The following is a 16,625-nucleotide window of genomic DNA, read 5'->3' as shown; positions in this document are numbered from 1 at the left end:
CCTCCTTCCATAGCCATTCTGAATTTTCTTTACTCTGTCAGCGCCTTCAGCACTTTTTTGGATTCTTCGACATTAGAAGATGACACTGGAATGGTAGCGAACAAATTGCTCGCAGCATATTCTACATCTTTAAACATTTTCATATCTTCGAGTGGAATGCCGTAAAGATGTGATTCTTGCTTGAGATCTGAACCTCCATCTCCTTCACCCTTCTCTACCAATACTCCACCCTCAAATACACCCCGTTCAAACTTCTTGGGATCAAAAGTATCATCCAGCGGAACATTGGAGCCATTACTTCCGTATTGTTTCATGTCGGTTTCAGGCAATATGAAGATATCATGTCCTCCAGCCGCATATTCTACCATAATTTTCTGAACATCATACATCGCACTGGTGATCACTTCTACCTTGGGTTCCTCGCCCAGTTTCTGTTGCAGATTGGCCTGTAACTGCTCTGAGATTACAGATGGATTTCCTTGGTTATCAATGATGAATATGGAAAAACCATCTTTACCTCCACAACCAGCAAGCAGAAAAACGATAGAAATGATTGCAGTAAGCCCCCAAAATCTCTTCATTCCAGTTCCCCCTTTAGTCTCCTATGTCCAATATATCACAATTGTTCCACGCAAAAAAATAACCTGGCTTATCGGGGGATCACCCTGCCTTTTCACACAAAAAAAGAAGACCTTCTCAGGTCTCCCTTTCTTTACTTTCTAATTCGATTAATGAAACGTTTCAATCCAGCATAAACGTTATTTTGCTTTAATCGGGTTAGCCTTCATATATTCATTAATCTTTAAATCCAGCAAACTGCTGATTTCAATTACAATATCGGATGTGAATGATTTCTCTTCGAGGAAGATCTGTTCCATCTTGCGACGAAGCATATGAATTTCATCTTCCAAGGAAATGTCATGCAAAGATGCGTTATCGGGTTTCACCGACCATCGGTCGCCATGATCGCCTTCTGCCAGATAGTGCCCACGATTCGTCGGTAAATCATATTCAACACAAAACAAAGCTAACCCCTCCTTGGAAAAATGGTTTCCAAATTTATGAAAACTTATTTCAAATTGAAATTATATCACATTATTTTGTAAAAGAAAGTTATTTTTTTCCAATGATAAAAATGTCACATTTGTAAAAAGATTCTACTTTAGTATTAACCCTCTTTTTGCAGTTTGTAAACAAAGTTTCCGATTCGTTCCAAAGCTTCATTTAATTGGGTTACAGAAGTAGCATAAGAACAACGCAAGAAGCCTTCACCCTGAGGGCCAAAAACATTGCCCGGAACAGCAGCCACTTTATTCTCCGTTAACAATCGCTCAGCAAACAGGTCTGAACTCATACCCGTCTTTTGAATGCTCGGGAATGCATAGAATGCTCCCTGAGGTTCATGACAATCAAGTCCAATATCTCTGAAGCCCTGCACAATTAAACGTCTACGCTGATTATACGATTCTACCATCCGATCTTTCTCACCCAAACCATTCGTCAACGCCTCAAGTGCAGCAACCTGACCCATGGCCGGCGCACACATTACCGTATACTGATGGATTTTGAGCATGGCTGCAATAAGCTCAGGATGACCACACATGTAACCGATCCGCCAACCTGTCATTGCAAAAGCCTTCGAAAATCCGCTTACGAGAATAGTCCGCTCCTTCATGTCAGGGATAGCTGCAAAACTAACATGTTTTTGCGTATACGTCAATTCAGCGTAAATTTCATCCGCGATCACAATCAGATCATGCTTTTTAATCACTTCAGCAATAGGCAGCCACTCTTCATACGTCATGATGGCTCCAGTCGGATTACTCGGATAACACAGAATAACCACTTTCGACTTCGGTGTGATACCAGCTTCAAGTGCTTCGGCCGTTAACTTGAACTGATCTTTCGCATAGGTATCAACACCAACTGGTATACCGCCACCGATTGAAGCGATTGGTGAATACGCCACGTACGAAGGTTCAGGAATGAGAATCTCGTCACCAGGTACGATTAATGCGCGCAAAGCCAGGTCAATCGCTTCACTGCCACCCACCGTAACAATAATCTCATCCTTGGGATCGTATTTGGTATCAAACTGAGTATCCAGATATTCACTAATGGCTTCTCTCAACTTCGGCATACCTGCGTTGGATGTGTAACTGGTCATACCTCTTTCCAGCGAGTATACACAAGCTTCACGCATATGCCAAGGGGTAACAAAATCAGGTTCACCCACACCCAAAGTGATAATATCCTTGTTGTCTCCAACCAGATCAAAAAATTTACGAATTCCGGATGGAGGTATCTGCTGCACGAGGGGTGCCAGATAAGATGTCATTTTCTTGTTGTTCCCGGTTGTCTGTTCATTCACTATCATGACACATCTTCCTTTACGGCGAGATCATGAGACGGTTGTCTTCCTGATGGTCTTCAAAGATAATCCCGTCCTGCTTATATTTTTTAAGAATAAAATTCGTTTTGGTTGAAAGTACAGAGTCTATCGGAGACAGTTTCTCCGACACAAAATTAGCGACTTCACGCAGGTTGCCACCTTCCACTTCAACGAGCAGATCGTATGCACCGGACATGAGATATACGGACTTTACTTGCGGATAGAGATAAATACGTTCGGCAATCCCTTCAAAACCACGACCACGCTCCGGCGTGATCTGCACTTCAATCAGGGCCGTTACTTTTTCATCATCTATTTTGCTCCAGTTCACGACGGTTGCGTATTTCACGATGACGTGGTCTTGTTCTAGCTGTGCCACGGCGTTCTTGATCTTGTCTTCCGACTCCCCCAGCAGCGTCGACAGCAGTGCGGGAGTCCTTCTCGCGTCTTCCTTCAGCAGATCCAGAACTTTTAATTGCAGATCGTTCAAATCTTTCATGGTTTTCCCTCCAGCGTCATCCAGGTTCCTGAAAATGAATTAATACTTATATTACATGAATTTGACGTTGATGCATAGACAAAAGACCGCCTGCCCTGAATTCAGGCAAGCGGTGGTATGGTCCTGTAACATTAGGTGCTTCAAACCTCTTTTGCAAAGGTTACATGTAATAAGGGTTACCGTAATTCGGTTGATGCTGAGACACATTAGGAGCTTGGCTATATGAACTGTTCTGCGTATTCTTTTCCTGAATGAATTGCTGACACTTTTGTTGGGTCTGGTGGGCGGACTGAATTTGCTTGTCCACGTCCTGACGAAGTGCCTTGGACGAGACAGAATACATGTTGTTTTGCTGCATCAGATTGAACAGTTCCCCTTGTAATCTTAGGGTATCGTTTGTCAGGTCTGTGAACATTCGACGTGTCATGGGGCAGGAAGCTTCCGTTGTCGCAGTCGTATATTCGCGCGAGGTTCGTCTTAAATCTGCAAGAATCGACTTCAGCAGATCCTGCTCCTGCATAAAAGCGCCATTAGATGATAAAGATTGAGAATACATGCGTTTTCCTCCTATACAGTTAGAGTTGTCTTCAATTACTGACTTGCGCCGGTGCAAGAGACTGATGTTGCTGCAGTGCATTGACAAGCGTGTTCAGATGTTGTTCATGTGAGCGAACATAGTGATTCAGAGCTTGTTGAATTTGTGGATTATGTGTGATGGAAGCTGTGGCTGCACACTGCTTAATCAGCAGTTCTTCATTGGTGATAGAGTCCGCAATGTAGTTCAATTCCTTGGGACTCAGCGCTTGCATAGTATGATTCTGCATGTTTCGATGGCCTCCTCGGCATAAAGTTTATGCGCAATTATTGTTAACCCGGTCACACAAAAGTATACAAATTTAAATTATAAAGGAGATGTTTCTAATGGATCTGGTCTATGGCACACCTTTCTGGCCCTCCACTTTCAATTCAACATTTAATTATTCTGCTCTGCAAGAAGACATCTCTTGTGACTGCCTCATCATTGGTGGGGGCATGGGGGGCGCATTGACATCTAAACTACTCACGGAACAGGGTGTTAACACTGTTGTGATTGATAAGCGAGACATTGCCAACGGCAGCAGTTCTGCCAATACAGGTCTTTTACAATACACCAATGACAAGACACTAACCTCATGTATCCACACTTTTGGTGAAGCAAAAGGCGTACGTTTTTATGAGCTTTGTCGTGAAGCCATGAAACAACTTGCTCAAATTGCAGACAGCCTGGATACAGACCCTTGGTTTATCCCACGAACAAGTCTTTGTTTTGCGAGCAGTGAAGATGATGTGGCCCTATTGGAGGAAGAATATCAGACCTTGAAGCGTTATGGTTTTGAAGCTGAACTGTGGGATGCCGACAAAATAAGCCAGCATTTCCCCTTCAGCAAACCCGCTGCACTGTACACCATGGGAGATGCGGAAGTGAACCCCTATCGTTTTGTTCATGCCTTGTTTGAATCCGCCAATAAGCGTGGCGCTCGAATCTATGGTCAGACGGAGATGATACACTGTGAATACGATGAAGATGGTGTAGTCTGCCACACTGCCAACGGTAAAATCCGTGCCAAGAAAGTCATATTTGCTGCCGGTTACGAGACACAGGACATCAAAAAGGATCGCGGAGCCTATCTGAAAACGACCTACGCGATTGCTACCAAACCGTTGTCTGATCTTAGTGAATGGTTTGAACACAGCATGATTTGGGAGACAGCTCGCCCATATTTGTATATGCGAACAACACCGGACGGAAGAATCATCGCAGGCGGTTTGGATGAAGAAACACCTCGAGAGGATCAACGTGAAATACGTTCAAAACACCGGGGAGATACACTCCTGGAAGAGGTCCGTTCCTATTTCCCTTTAGATGATCTTGAAGTCGATTATGCCTGGGGCGCTGTGTTTGGTAATACGAATGATGGCCTCCCCCTGATCGGTACACATCCCGATTATCCGCATTCATATTTTGTAGAAGGATATGGAGGTAACGGGACCGTATACAGCATGATTGCTGCTTCCTTAATTGTGGATGCTATTACTGGCAAACAAAACCCTGATATGGATCTGTTCTCTCTCACACGTACAAATAAACCATCTCCTGTATAACCAACAACTGAATCAATACAACTACAAACAGGGTACAGCACACGGAAAGTTCTCTTTTCCCGCCGCTGTACCCTGTTTATATAAGCCTGCTAAGCCGAGGGCTCTTGTCCTTCCGTTCGGTTCAATAACTTGCGCATAAAGATCCATCCAATTAGCGGAGAAGCACCAAGGACAATAATAAGCCAGGTTAACATGCGTAGAGACGGAGCATTTAAGACCGTCACAATAAATATGGCCAACCCACATAGTCTGCCAAGCATCAGGCATAACTCTCTCAAAACGACAAGTTCAACCCTTTTCTCCACATTTTCGCCACTTGTGCCCATCATGTCGAATCCCGCTGATATCATCGGTAATACATATAACGGCATCGCAACAGCACTCCCAATCCCCATGATTAACAGCGTTCCATAGGTCACTTTCCAGAGAAGAGGAAGAAGCACAACAAGCAGAATGAGGGCTCCAATGAACATGCCTTTTGATCTATACTGTGGTTTGAACCATTTCCCGGCTGCCCAATAACTTACTAGTGCCACAGCTGAAGTGATGAGTGAGAACTGCCCCAATTTGTACTCCTGTGCGGTAGCCAAATATACAAGCAGTGCAATCAGGAAGGCAAAGACACCTTCACGTGCACCCTGAGCGAATAAACCCAGGCCTAAGGTCCTCCAGGGACTATCCCGCTTGGATAGCTGTATCCAAGGTTCCGACCAGCGGTATGTACCGCTCACCTTTCTTTTTTTCAGAAAAAAACTAAAAACTACTGCTATGACATAAATAACGAGTGATACCGTGAAGATGAGTCGATATCCTGTATTGTCTGTCATGCGAGTAATAATCAGACCGGAGAACCATGGACCTATAATTCCTGTCATCGAACCAAGTAACCCGACCCAGCCATTGAATAAATCCCTGTTTTCCCGATCCGTTATTTCAAAATACACAACATTAAATGCAATCCAGAATAACCCCAAGGAACAACCTAGTAGCATACCCAGAGGCCATATCCAGTCTACAGCTTTGGAACCAGCCCAGAGGACTATCATATAAAATATACCGGACAGCGCAGTACCTAGTCGTAGTGCACTCATTTTATTGTGTTCCTTGACCCATTTGCCAGCAAGCCAGAATGTCAGTCCAATGGCCAGTTGCTGGCTGAGAGTGAACCACCCCAACATGGCATAATCCGGACGGCTTTTCCACAGAAACACATTCAAAAAGGTTCCCGACAGCGCTCCGGCTAACGCAAACAATCCATTCACGCCCAAAAGCAGAATGGATTGTCGGCCTAAAGTAATCTTCATCTGCTCCTCCTTCATCCACCTGAAGTGAACTATGTACAGGTAGGTCTTAGGGTTAACGTGCCCCAAGCAAGAGGAAAACATGATGAATCTTCAGGATTGCTATGAAATTGGTTAGAATCGCCGAAATGTTTATTCCTGCGTACTCAGGTTCTTGATCAGACGCAGACGATCTTCCTCAGACAGACTGTATTGAACTTGGAAACATCCCGAGCATACATAGGTCAATACTTTAAACGGTGATGCCAATAGTGACCCTTCGCCTGAAGCTGCGTTAGCAACTGGTGTGAAGTTATCCTGCGTTGTAGCTTGTGTACCTGCGAGAATCATGAATTCCCGGCAATTCGGGCACTCTGGTACTTCTTCCTGATGATCAAGTTGCTTCTGTACACCTTGTTCATACTGAATGAGATCATTACCTTCATCCGCGTATTTGGTTAACGTTCGCAACTCCGGCAATTTGAGTTCGACTTCATCCCCCCACAGATCCGAAAGATCCGTAGTCTGTTTCTCGTTCGTTACATCGTCTACATCATAGATGTCGTCCTCAGCTTCATCGTTCTCTTCATCATCGATGTTAATGTTGAGCGTACGGTATCCTTTTAACTCATTGTGGCAATAAGGACACTCTTCTTCAGGACCGAGCTCCTCATCCCATACAATCTCCGTCTGACACCAAGGGCATACTGTTGTTTCCATATTGATCAACCTTTCTCTTTCATATAATCATGTATTCATTACATAGATGACACCGATGGCAAAAAACACGATCGATGCCGCAAACAAAATCCGTATCAAAATCTTCATGACCGGTCCCCCTAGATAATGCTCGCGCCAATAACAAACGACAGCGAGACTGAAATAATCATGGATATCAATCCGACAGCTCGGTTATCCGATTCGATCTCCTTATCAATGGAGAACACGGGTGTCAGGAATTCGAACAAAAAGTAGGCAATGAGCAGAAGGATAAACCCTACGAATGACCACGTCATGGCTTCATATACCGAAGATTTCGCTTGTATGCAGAACCGCAATACGTTGCAGATCCCGAAGATCTTGCCTCCTGTAGCCATCGCAACGGCCACATTGCCCTTCTTGATCTCCGTCCAGCATTTATACTTGGTCACCAGTTCGAAGCAAGCCAGAAATACGAGCAGCTCCATAATCGCTACCGAGAAAAAACCGAGTACCATCCCCAAGGGATGAGACAGCAATTGGTCAATGCTTTCTATCACGCACCGTTCCCCTCTCCCCATCTGCGACCTTCATGAATAAGGTCGCAGAATATCATTGATTCATGGACCGGCTATTCCAATTCTGCGACGGTCACACCGTTCCCGCCTTCTCCGTAATTGCCCAGCCGGTAGCTTTTTATATGTTTATGCTTACGCAGGTAATCCTGAATACCGGAACGTAAAATTCCTGTACCTTTACCGTGAATAATATAAACTTGGCCCAGGTTGGCAAGGAAAGCTTCATCAATGAACCGGTCTGTCTCCATCAGGGCTTCTTCCAGGTTGGTACCACGCAGATCCAATTCACTTTTCACATTGTCATCACGTGTACGTTTCATACCTGTTACCGGTTTTTGCTTTGGTTTGGCTGCGGGAGCCGATTGCTGCAGTTCCAAGTCATCCAAGGATACTTTCATTTTCATAATCCCCAGTTGTACCATAGCGTCTTTGCTACCCGCCATCTCTACAACATGGCCTTTTTGATTCAAACTGTAGACAAGCACTTCATCACCAGGACCGATAGCACGAGTCTTCGGCGCTGTTGCCGTCTTCTTGACCGTTTTTCTGCGTTTCTCCGGTTCAGCCTCGTCCAGCTGTTTGCGGGCAGCAATGAGTTTGTGCTCCTTCACGGAAGCACCTTCTTCCATAGCCAACAGGCGAAGATCTGCTATAATCTTCTCCGCTTCCGCGCGAGCCTTGTCCACAATGCTGCGTGCATCTTCTTCTGCTTTTTCAATCCGGCGATCACGCTGCTGTTCCAGCTTCTCCAGTTCGGTCTGATGACGACTGCGTAATTTCTCCATATCCTGGCGCAAGCTCTCTGCCTTCTCACGCTCTTGTTCGGCCGTAAGACGGTTCTCTTCAAGAGAAGCAATCATGTGCTCAATCCGTTGATCCTCTTCCTTCACTTCGCCACGGGCGTAGTCGAGAATGTAACCCGGCAGTCCCAGTCGCTCTGCAATGGCAAATGCATTACTTCGTCCAGGTACACCCACCAGAAGGCGATAGGTTGGACTCAGTGTGTTGATGTCAAATTCCATGCTGGCATTAATGACACCTTTACGCTCATATGCGTATGCTTTCAGTTCACTGTAGTGAGTGGTTGCAACCATGCGACATCCCGTCCGGTGCATATGCTCCAGCATGGAGATCGCCAGTGCGGAACCTTCAGCCGGATCTGTCCCTGCGCCAAGTTCATCGAGTAATACCAAACTTTTTGGTGTCATGTTTTTCAGAATGCGAATGATGTTGGTCATATGACTGGAGAAAGTACTCAGATTCTGCTCGATACTCTGCTCGTCCCCAATGTCTGCATAGATCGCATCAAATACACATAACTGACTGCCATCCTCAGCCGGAACAAATAAACCGGACATGGCCATCAGGCTCAGCAATCCAATTGTTTTGAGCGTTACCGTTTTACCACCCGTATTCGGACCTGTCACGATAATGGATGTGTAATCATTGCCCAACTCTATGTCAATTGGAACCACGTTTTCAATCGGAATCAGTGGATGACGGCCTTTCTTGAGCTTCAGGAACCCGCGGTCATTCATGCGAGGCAATGTTGCTTTCAGTTCACGAGCCAGACGTGCTTTGGCAAAGATAAAATCAAGTGATCCCAGCAAGTCGACATCATACAACAGCCACTCTCCCTGCTCACTGACAAGTGCCGTCAATTTCTGCAAAATAATTTCTATTTCGCGTTCTTCCCGAATCCGGGTTTCACGTAATTTGTTGTTCATTGCAACAATCGATTCCGGCTCAATGAACAATGTCGCACCCGAACCAGATTGATCGTGCACAATCCCGCCAAAGTATGAACGATATTCAGCTTTCACCGGGATAACAAAACGGTCTCCTCTGATGGTGATGAGCTGATCCTGAAGCATCTTGGATACGGTAGAGGATCGAATCATGGAATCCAGTTTTTCGCGAATTCGCGCTTCTCCGCCTCGCAGCTCACGACGAATCTGCGCCAACGTTACGCTTGCACTATCGGCAACCTCTGCATTATCGTCAATACAGATTTTGATGGCATCCTCAAGCGTTTTTTGCTCTGACAGTTGATCACTGATATAGAACAATGATTCGATGGGCTCATCTTCATGCAAAGTACCAATCTGACGTTTCAATCGCCGCGCCGCAAAGGTTGTATTGGATATTCCCAAAAGTTCGTGAGGGTTAAGTGTGCCTCCAATTTCAGCACGTTTGATGGAAGCCGTAATATCTACAATTCCTCCAAACGACGGTGAGCCTTTCAGGCGATCAAATGTGAAGGCTTCATCGGTTTGCTGCAGCAATCGCTTCACTTCTTCAAGTTCACTGCTTGGTTCAAGTTGCTCCGCTTTCTTTTTTCCCATGGTCGTCTGGGCAAAGCTGAGCAATGTATTTAAAATTTTGCGATATTCCAGTGTGTGTAAAATTTTCGTGTCCAAGTGTACAACTCCTTCCAAACTATATCTGTATTATAACGAAAGAAACTTTCTTACGCTATTTAACGAATCCTTCCACACATAACTTCAACCATAACACCACAAACTACAGGTGTCAGGATTGTGCAACCTCTCCATCCCCTTGGAGTTGCCCTGCTCAGTTCAATCCGAATAAAAGGAGGTAAACACCATGAATTTCCTGGGACATGTCGTGCGATTTGTCATCGCTGCAATTGTATTAATGGTGGTCAGCTGGATCGTTCCCGGATTCGCCGTTGGTGGCTTCTGGAGCGCTCTGTTGCTTGCTCTTGTCATTGCCCTGCTCGGCTGGATCGTTGAAGGTATCTTCGGCAAAAGAGTCAACCCGTTTGGTCGCGGTATTGTCGGATTTATCGTTAGCGCACTGGTGATTTGGCTTGGTCAATATGTTGTAGATCATGTTGAAGTCAGCCTGCTCGGTGCCATTCTCGCTGCGCTGGTTATCGGGATTATCGATCTCTTCATCCCGGTATCCACCCCTTTTGATGCCGGACGAAGCTCCAAAAGTTAATCTCCACTTCACCCTAACGTCCCCATGTATTCTCCTAAACCTCTGAAGGCCCTGTGCCGGAAGGGGTTTATTTCATTCGGGCAGTACACACGCTCTGCCGTACATGTACAATTTTCAAGAAAACGACATACGCAGCGTGTACAGGCATCCACATATTGCGGTATGATGACTGGAGCAATCATTCAAATTTTATCCATATCACGCTTTAAGGAGGCACATGATGAAGAAAGGCATAACATGGCTTGCTGCCTGTATGTTAATTCTGGTCCTCACTGCATGTGGAGGAGCAAAACAGTCCGCAGAATCTGGCAGCAATGGATCCGATGCTGCTGCTGGAGTTACAGCCAGTGAAGAATTGGTCATCAAGGCGAGTAACTATGAATTCGATCAACCTGAGTACCATCTTAAAAAAGGCGTTCCCGTTAACATTGTTTATAAAAATGAAAACGGAAATCACGGTATCCTTGTGCCTGAGCTGAATCTTCAACTGGATACCAGAAATAGCTCCAAAGTCATAACCCCGGACAAAGTTGGTGAGTTTGAAATGTCCTGTTCTGTCTTCTGTGGTTCAGGACACAGCAGCATGATCTCCAAAATTATCGTTGAAGAATAGTATTCAAGACAAGGAGCCCCCGCAGCGACGGGAGCTCCTTCTTTAGTATAACAAATTGTACCAGAGTACGTTGCCCACGAGCCAGTTCTGCTACATTCATTCCGCTAGGCCTGGTCCTGTTCAATCAATTCAATCCATTCGTTATATTCCGTCTGCAATTTCGTATATTCATCATGCAACTGACGATATTCCGTGTTCAGCTGCTCTGCCTTCTCCTGCTCCATTTCACGTTCAACCTGTAACAAACGTAATTGATTGGCCGCTAGTTCGTAACGCTCCCCCATCTCAAGCAGTTCAGTTTCCATGATCTCTTTCTCTTGGGTCGCTTCTGCACGTAACTTGTCCAGTTGCTGTCGTTCTTGCTCCAGTCCCTCCAGCAACTCACTACTTGCAGCACTTTCTCTCTTCCAAACCGTCAGTTCATTCTCAAGTGTAGCCCAGCGTTCCTGCCATGATTGTTCCTGAGCCGCCCATTCATCTGCACGGCGTTGCCACACCTGGTCGTTCTGCTCTGCTTGTTCAACACTTGAGCGAAGTTCTTCTTCACGTCTTGTCAACTGCTCCAGACGGGATGCCAACTCGGTCTGTTTGGCTGACAGTTCTTCGTATTTGATCTGCCATTCCAACGCTTCTTCCTCAGTCTGGGCTAGCCGGCTCTCTTGCTCAGAGTAACGCTCGGAAAGTTTAGCCGAAGACTGTCTCGCTTCTTCAAGTGAGCTCACAATCTCTTGTTTCTCCTTGCTCAATTCATCCAGCTTGGAACTGTAATTCTCTTCCCGTTGTAATGCATCACTGTAATCATTACGGATTTGTTTATAGTTATCCTGAAGTCGGTTCAGCTCTTCCCGAACAACATTTAGCTCAACTTCAAGCTGATTGCGTTTCTCTTCCAAAAGCTCTGCATCCTTCTGGTATTGCACAGCCTCTTCATGGTTGAAACGAGACTCTTCCTTCACCACGGACAATTCATCATGAAGGGATTGCACACCAGACTCCAACGTTTCATTTTGTTCAGCAACTTCAAGAATCTGATTCTCCAGGTCTCCGATCTCAGCCAATCGCTGCTCAGCAAGGTCCTTCCAGGACTGCTCACGTTCCGTAAGCGTGCCGATCTCATGCTGCAATGTACGCACCGCAGCATGAGCCTGTTCAAGCACCTTATGCAACCTGCGCTGTTCCTCTTCCGACTTCACTTCAGCCTCACGAAGCTTCTGAACTTCCTGTTCAAGCTGTGCATGTTGCTCCTGAAGTTTGCGTAGCTGTGCTGTGAGAGAGGTTTCTCTATCCACAGTTTCATTATACTTCTGCTTCCATTGTTCCTGTGAATCACGGGATTGCTGGGCAGCCTGTTCCGTTTCACGCAGTAGCTCCTGCAACTGGGAACGGTCCTCTTTCAACTGCTCCAGTTGTTGCTCCAGTTCCGTAATTCGGCGAGTCTGAACTTCCTGCTCCTGTTTACGGACCCCATGCTCATGACGTAACGATTCCAATTGACCACGCTCGTGCTGAAGCTGCTGTTCTTGCTCTGCAACCATGTCCTGTGCACTGATGAGCTGGGTCATCACTTCTTCTAATTGCTCTTCGACATCTAATAGTCGAGTCTCCGCCTGTTTACGTTGGTCCTCAAGTTGCTGCTTGAGCTTGCCCTGTTCTTCTTGCAACAAGGCCTCTGCCGCCGCTTCGGCTTCTTTTGCCTGGGACGTTGCTGCTTCCTTGGCTTGCTGCAATTGTTCCTCGAGGGTTGCTTCTTTCTCCATCCATTCGAGTTCCAACTGCTCGGATAACGCCTTGAACTCCGCATTCAACTGATTTATCTCAGTCAGGCGCTTCTGCTCCGCTTGTTCCTGCAAGTCAGCCCGTTCCTGATTCGCCTGATCCGTGAGCTCTTGTGTCTGTTGCAGCGCTTTTTCTTCAGCCTGTTGAAGACGAAGTTCCATCTGTTGCTGAAGTTCGTTATATTGCAGCGCTGCCTCTTCCTGAGCTTTCTTCAGATTGCTCTCTGCCTGCTCCAACTCGGACAAAATGGCCGACTCGGCTTCTTCCTTGGCTGTCTGGACCTGCTGCGCAGCCTTGGCTTCAATCTGTTGACGTTCTGCAACGGCACGGCTTTCGGCTTCTTTTAATTGAGCTGCAGTCTTGTCCTGCAACTCTTTATATTGCGCCGCAGCTTTGGCCTGCGCCTGCTGCAATTCGGCTACAGAACGGTTCTGAGCTTCTTTGAGCTGGGAAGCAGCCTGTGCCTGTGCATTTTTAAGCTGGTTAGCCGCTTTCTCTTCCATTTCCTTCAGCTGTTTCGTTCCCTTGGCTTCTGCTTCCTTCAGTTGTGCTGTCGCTTGGGCCTGCAATTTCTGCACTCGCTCCGTTGCTTGAGCGCGTTCTTGCTCCAGCAGCTTATTCAACTTGGCTATCTCTGAATTTTTGTCCGATTCGGACTTTTGCAACGCCTGCTCTGCTTCAATCTTCAGCTGTTGCAAATCAGCAAGAGCCTGGTCACGCCGTTCCAATTCTTGTTGATGTTCATTTTGTATGGCGTTCAACCGATTCAATTCGTTTCTCAGTTCTGTACGTTCTCCAGTGAGCATCTTCAGTTCATTACGGATTTCCTGAGTCTGAAGAGACTGTTCAGCCATATGTACAGCCGCCAGTACCGCAATACGCGGAGTATCCAGACGGGAATTTTGCTTGGAGATTGCGCCCATACGCTCATCCACCAGGTTAGCTACTTGTTTCATATAGTCGGCACTGCTGCCAACCAGTTTATAGGAAGTCCCGTAGATCTCTACGGTGACGCGTGTACGATCAGGTGTAGTCACAGTTGTGCCCTCCTTCAAGTCTGTATGTTGATTCTAAGCTGTAATCACAAAAAAGTCACATCGATCCTCTAATGCTAAGGATTCGATGTGACTTCAAACAATTCCTGCTAATCTTTGTTCAAAAAATCTTCTTTTGTCCTATTTACGCAATTCCGCTCCGAATTGCTCTTCCAGACGAGCCACTACACGGGCATGAACTTCAGTAACTTCCTCATCTGTCAGTGTACGTTCACGATTCCGGTATACCAGTGCCATCGCCACGCTTTTCTTGTTTTCACCCAGTTTACTACCAGTAAACACATCGAACACCTGTACAGTTTGTAACAATTCACCCGCCGATTCACGAATGGTGCGCAGCATATCTCCCGCTTCAATATCCTCATTCACAACAACCGCAATATCACGTTCCATGGCTGGGAAACGCGGAAGTTCACGATAACGAATGTCAGCGTCTGCTTCATTGTAGATCGATTCAAGTGCAATCTCTGCGATGTACACATCATTCAGATCATACTGCTGTTGCAGTTCCGGATGCAATTGACCCAATGTACCGATCAATGTGCCTTCCCCGCCATCCTTACCTTCCAGGTAAACCGATGCGGAACGTCCCGGATGGAATCCTTCAGGGCTGTTTGCTACCAAGCGAATGCGTTGTTCAAGCCCCACATAGGCGAACAGATGCTCAAGAGCACCTTTCAGATCGAAGAAGTCTACTTTCTCCGCTCCAACATTCCACTGCTGGCTTGCACGATTACCAGTGAGCAGCAAGCCCAGTACCGGAATCTCATGTGGTTGCTTGGTCAACTGATCTTCTTCAGTGAAGAACACATTGCCCACTTCAAATACAGCCAGTGAATCCTGTTTACGGTTCATGTTATACACCGCTGCATCCAGCATTTGCGGCAAAATGCTCGTACGAAGCACACTACGGTCCTCGCTCATAGGCATCGCGAGTTTCACGGCTTTACTGCCTTGTGTCAACGCCGGGAACAGAGTCGCTTTATCCGGGTGTACAAAGGAGTAACTGATCATTTCCTGCCAGCCACTGCCTGAGAGCAATCCACGAATCGTGCGGCGCATTGCTTGAGAGCGTGTATATGCCCCTGGAGTCGTCGGCCCTTCAATCCATGTGGTTGGAATGTTGTCGTATCCGTACAGGCGTGCAATCTCTTCAAACAAGTCTACATCAAGCGTAATATCCCCTCTGCGTGTTGGCACTTCCACATCCAGCAATCCTTGATCAGCATCACCACATGCAAAGTGCAAGCGAGCGAAGATCGTTTTTACCTCAAGCAAAGACAGATCAGTTCCCAGATAACGATTCAGTCGGTCCAGCGACAATTGAATTACACGTTTCTCCGCAGCCTCTGCTCCAGCTTCCACGATTCCCTGGTGCACTTCACCTTCAGCATAACGCTGAATCAGTTCAGCCGCACGATCCAAAGCCGTAATCACCGCACCCGGGTCTACTTCCTTCTCAAAACGCATGCTTGCTTCGGAACGTAGCCCCAGTTGGCGCGACGTTTTCCGAACGGTTCCGCCGTCGAACTTGGCGGACTCTAGCAACAGATTCACCGTGTCTTCCGATACCTCGGAATTCTCGCCACCCATAACCCCAGCGATGGCTACAGGTTTCACGCCGTCCGTGATGAGCAACATGTGCGGCTCCAGCTTGCGCTCTTGGCCATCCAACGTAACAATCGTTTCGCCTTCGTTGGCCATCCGCACTTCAATATGGCCCTTTTCCAGCTTATCCGCATCGAATGCATGTAGCGGTTGACCGTATTCCAGCATGACATAGTTCGTGATATCAACGATGTTATTGATTGGGCGAACACCTGCCGCCATGAGACGGTTTTGCATCCACAGCGGGGAAGCACCCAGCTTAATGCCAGTTACATAACGAGCTGCATAGTGAATGCATTGCTCCTGTGCCTTGATCTCTACAGAGATATGATTCGCGGCTACATCACCAATTTCAACCAGTTGGTCTTTGGGACTTGGCAGCTTCACTTCACGACCCAGAATGGCACCCACTTCATAAGCTGCCCCATGCATGCTGAGACAGTCGGAACGGTTCGGTGTCAGGTCCAGTTCAAGAACATGATCGTCGAGACCAAGAACCTGACTGATTGGCGTGCCAACCTCTGTTTGTTCCGGCAGAACGAGAATACCTTCCTGCTGATCTTTCGGCAACAATTTATCGTTCATGCCCAGCTCTTTGGCGGAACAGATCATGCCAAGGGATACAACACCGCGCAGTTTGGCTTTTTTGATATCCAATCCACCAGGGAGCTTTGCTCCAACCAGGGCTACGACTACTTTTTGGCCTGCATCCACATTTTTCGCACCACACACGATCTGCAGATCTTCTTCCTGACCAGCATCAATGACACATACATTCAGTTTGTCTGCATCGGGGTGTTTCTCCTTGCTCTTCACATAACCTACAACAACTTTATTGACGCCCTTGTTGCGGTTCTCCACTACATCAATTTCGACACCCGCACGGGTGATTTTCTCCGCCAATTCCTGTGGCGTCACACCTTCAAGGGAAATATAATCAGACAGCCAATCTGTCGATACTCTCATGGACGTTCACTTCCTTCATCTATAAATTGGTGTTCCCGGTTCATTCGCTT

At 46.6% G+C, this 16,625-nt stretch carries 15 protein-coding genes; 3 read left to right on the top strand and 12 right to left on the bottom strand.

The features are described 5' to 3' along the window. Positions 1-29 precede the first annotated feature (29 nt). The 6 genes from MKY01_RS09170 to MKY01_RS09145 form a co-directional block, all read right to left on the bottom strand. Entirely contained in the window at positions 30-581 is a 552-nt protein-coding gene (locus MKY01_RS09170; RefSeq protein WP_076252431.1) for a hypothetical protein, read from the bottom strand. A gap of 177 nt (positions 582-758) precedes the next feature. Further along, positions 759-1,025, bottom strand: a complete 267-nt coding sequence (locus MKY01_RS09165) for an aspartyl-phosphate phosphatase Spo0E family protein (protein WP_017689627.1) — start codon at positions 1,023-1,025, stop codon at positions 759-761. Between the two features lie 143 nt (positions 1,026-1,168). After that, a complete protein-coding gene (locus MKY01_RS09160; RefSeq protein ID WP_047842264.1) occupies positions 1,169-2,377 on the bottom strand; it encodes an aminotransferase class I/II-fold pyridoxal phosphate-dependent enzyme in 1,209 nt (402 codons plus the stop codon). A gap of 13 nt (positions 2,378-2,390) precedes the next feature. Further along, positions 2,391-2,891 (bottom strand): Lrp/AsnC family transcriptional regulator, encoded by a 501-nt coding sequence (locus tag MKY01_RS09155; RefSeq protein WP_024628343.1) that lies wholly within the window; start codon positions 2,889-2,891, stop codon positions 2,391-2,393. Positions 2,892-3,051: 160 nt separating this feature from the next. Then, entirely contained in the window at positions 3,052-3,447 is a 396-nt protein-coding gene (locus MKY01_RS09150; RefSeq protein WP_017689630.1) for a spore coat protein, read from the bottom strand. Positions 3,448-3,478: 31 nt separating this feature from the next. Beyond that, positions 3,479-3,715 carry a hypothetical protein gene (locus tag MKY01_RS09145; protein ID WP_036610100.1) on the bottom strand — a complete coding sequence of 79 codons (237 nt, stop codon included), beginning with the start codon at positions 3,713-3,715 and terminating at the stop codon, positions 3,479-3,481. A gap of 97 nt (positions 3,716-3,812) precedes the next feature. Between MKY01_RS09145 and MKY01_RS09140 the strand changes: the two genes are divergently transcribed. Then, positions 3,813-5,033, top strand: coding sequence for an FAD-dependent oxidoreductase (locus MKY01_RS09140; protein WP_127544422.1), 1,221 nt, complete (start codon positions 3,813-3,815; stop codon positions 5,031-5,033). A gap of 89 nt (positions 5,034-5,122) precedes the next feature. On the opposite strand, the gene MKY01_RS09135 is transcribed toward MKY01_RS09140, so the two are convergent. The 4 genes from MKY01_RS09135 to MKY01_RS09120 form a co-directional block, all read right to left on the bottom strand. Then, the gene (locus MKY01_RS09135) at positions 5,123-6,337 is read right to left on the bottom strand and encodes an MFS transporter (RefSeq protein WP_036610105.1); all 1,215 of its coding nucleotides are present in this window, start codon (positions 6,335-6,337) and stop codon (positions 5,123-5,125) included. A 129-nt stretch (positions 6,338-6,466) separates the two neighbouring features. Beyond that, positions 6,467-7,033 (bottom strand): hypothetical protein, encoded by a 567-nt coding sequence (locus MKY01_RS09130; protein WP_076327048.1) that lies wholly within the window; start codon positions 7,031-7,033, stop codon positions 6,467-6,469. Between the two features lie 119 nt (positions 7,034-7,152). Continuing rightward, the gene (locus tag MKY01_RS09125) at positions 7,153-7,593 is read right to left on the bottom strand and encodes a DUF350 domain-containing protein (RefSeq protein ID WP_082219034.1); all 441 of its coding nucleotides are present in this window, start codon (positions 7,591-7,593) and stop codon (positions 7,153-7,155) included. A gap of 50 nt (positions 7,594-7,643) precedes the next feature. After that, the gene (locus tag MKY01_RS09120; RefSeq protein WP_047842259.1) at positions 7,644-10,010 is read right to left on the bottom strand and encodes an endonuclease MutS2; all 2,367 of its coding nucleotides are present in this window, start codon (positions 10,008-10,010) and stop codon (positions 7,644-7,646) included. Positions 10,011-10,197: 187 nt separating this feature from the next. Between MKY01_RS09120 and MKY01_RS09115 the strand changes: the two genes are divergently transcribed. Next, positions 10,198-10,557, top strand: a complete 360-nt coding sequence (locus MKY01_RS09115; protein WP_036610114.1) for a phage holin family protein — start codon at positions 10,198-10,200, stop codon at positions 10,555-10,557. A 220-nt stretch (positions 10,558-10,777) separates the two neighbouring features. Then, complete coding sequence (locus MKY01_RS09110) at positions 10,778-11,170, top strand: cytochrome C oxidase subunit II (protein ID WP_127544428.1); 393 nt, start codon at positions 10,778-10,780, stop codon at positions 11,168-11,170. Between the two features lie 104 nt (positions 11,171-11,274). Here MKY01_RS09110 and MKY01_RS09105 read toward each other — a convergent pair whose 3' ends face one another. Then, positions 11,275-13,983 (bottom strand): hypothetical protein, encoded by a 2,709-nt coding sequence (locus MKY01_RS09105; protein ID WP_076252440.1) that lies wholly within the window; start codon positions 13,981-13,983, stop codon positions 11,275-11,277. A gap of 138 nt (positions 13,984-14,121) precedes the next feature. Continuing rightward, positions 14,122-16,575 (bottom strand): phenylalanine--tRNA ligase subunit beta, encoded by a 2,454-nt coding sequence (pheT, locus tag MKY01_RS09100; RefSeq protein ID WP_127544430.1) that lies wholly within the window; start codon positions 16,573-16,575, stop codon positions 14,122-14,124. Positions 16,576-16,625: the final 50 nt, after the last annotated feature.

The organism is Paenibacillus sp. FSL R5-0486, from assembly GCF_037975155.1.
In the GTDB taxonomy this organism is placed as follows: Bacteria; Bacillota; Bacilli; order Paenibacillales; family Paenibacillaceae; genus Paenibacillus; species Paenibacillus amylolyticus.
This window is presented reverse-complemented; position numbering and strand designations above follow the sequence as displayed.

Bases quoted from the DNA above. Each gene is read 5' to 3' on its own strand.
- MKY01_RS09125 (WP_082219034.1), bottom strand. From the start codon at position 7,593: ATGGGGAGAGGGGAACGGTGCGTGATAGAAAGCATTGACCAATTGCTG.
- MKY01_RS09135 (WP_036610105.1), bottom strand. From the start codon at position 6,337: ATGAAGATTACTTTAGGCCGACAATCCATTCTGCTTTTGGGCGTGAAT.
- MKY01_RS09130 (WP_076327048.1), bottom strand. From the start codon at position 7,033: ATGGAAACAACAGTATGCCCTTGGTGTCAGACGGAGATTGTATGGGAT.
- MKY01_RS09170 (WP_076252431.1), bottom strand. From the start codon at position 581: ATGAAGAGATTTTGGGGGCTTACTGCAATCATTTCTATCGTTTTTCTG.
- pheT (WP_127544430.1), bottom strand. From the start codon at position 16,575: ATGAGAGTATCGACAGATTGGCTGTCTGATTATATTTCCCTTGAAGGT.
- MKY01_RS09160 (WP_047842264.1), bottom strand. From the start codon at position 2,377: ATGATAGTGAATGAACAGACAACCGGGAACAACAAGAAAATGACATCT.
- MKY01_RS09155 (WP_024628343.1), bottom strand. From the start codon at position 2,891: ATGAAAGATTTGAACGATCTGCAATTAAAAGTTCTGGATCTGCTGAAG.
- MKY01_RS09140 (WP_127544422.1), top strand. From the start codon at position 3,813: ATGGATCTGGTCTATGGCACACCTTTCTGGCCCTCCACTTTCAATTCA.
- MKY01_RS09110 (WP_127544428.1), top strand. From the start codon at position 10,778: ATGAAGAAAGGCATAACATGGCTTGCTGCCTGTATGTTAATTCTGGTC.
- MKY01_RS09145 (WP_036610100.1), bottom strand. From the start codon at position 3,715: ATGCAGAATCATACTATGCAAGCGCTGAGTCCCAAGGAATTGAACTAC.
- MKY01_RS09150 (WP_017689630.1), bottom strand. From the start codon at position 3,447: ATGTATTCTCAATCTTTATCATCTAATGGCGCTTTTATGCAGGAGCAG.
- MKY01_RS09115 (WP_036610114.1), top strand. From the start codon at position 10,198: ATGAATTTCCTGGGACATGTCGTGCGATTTGTCATCGCTGCAATTGTA.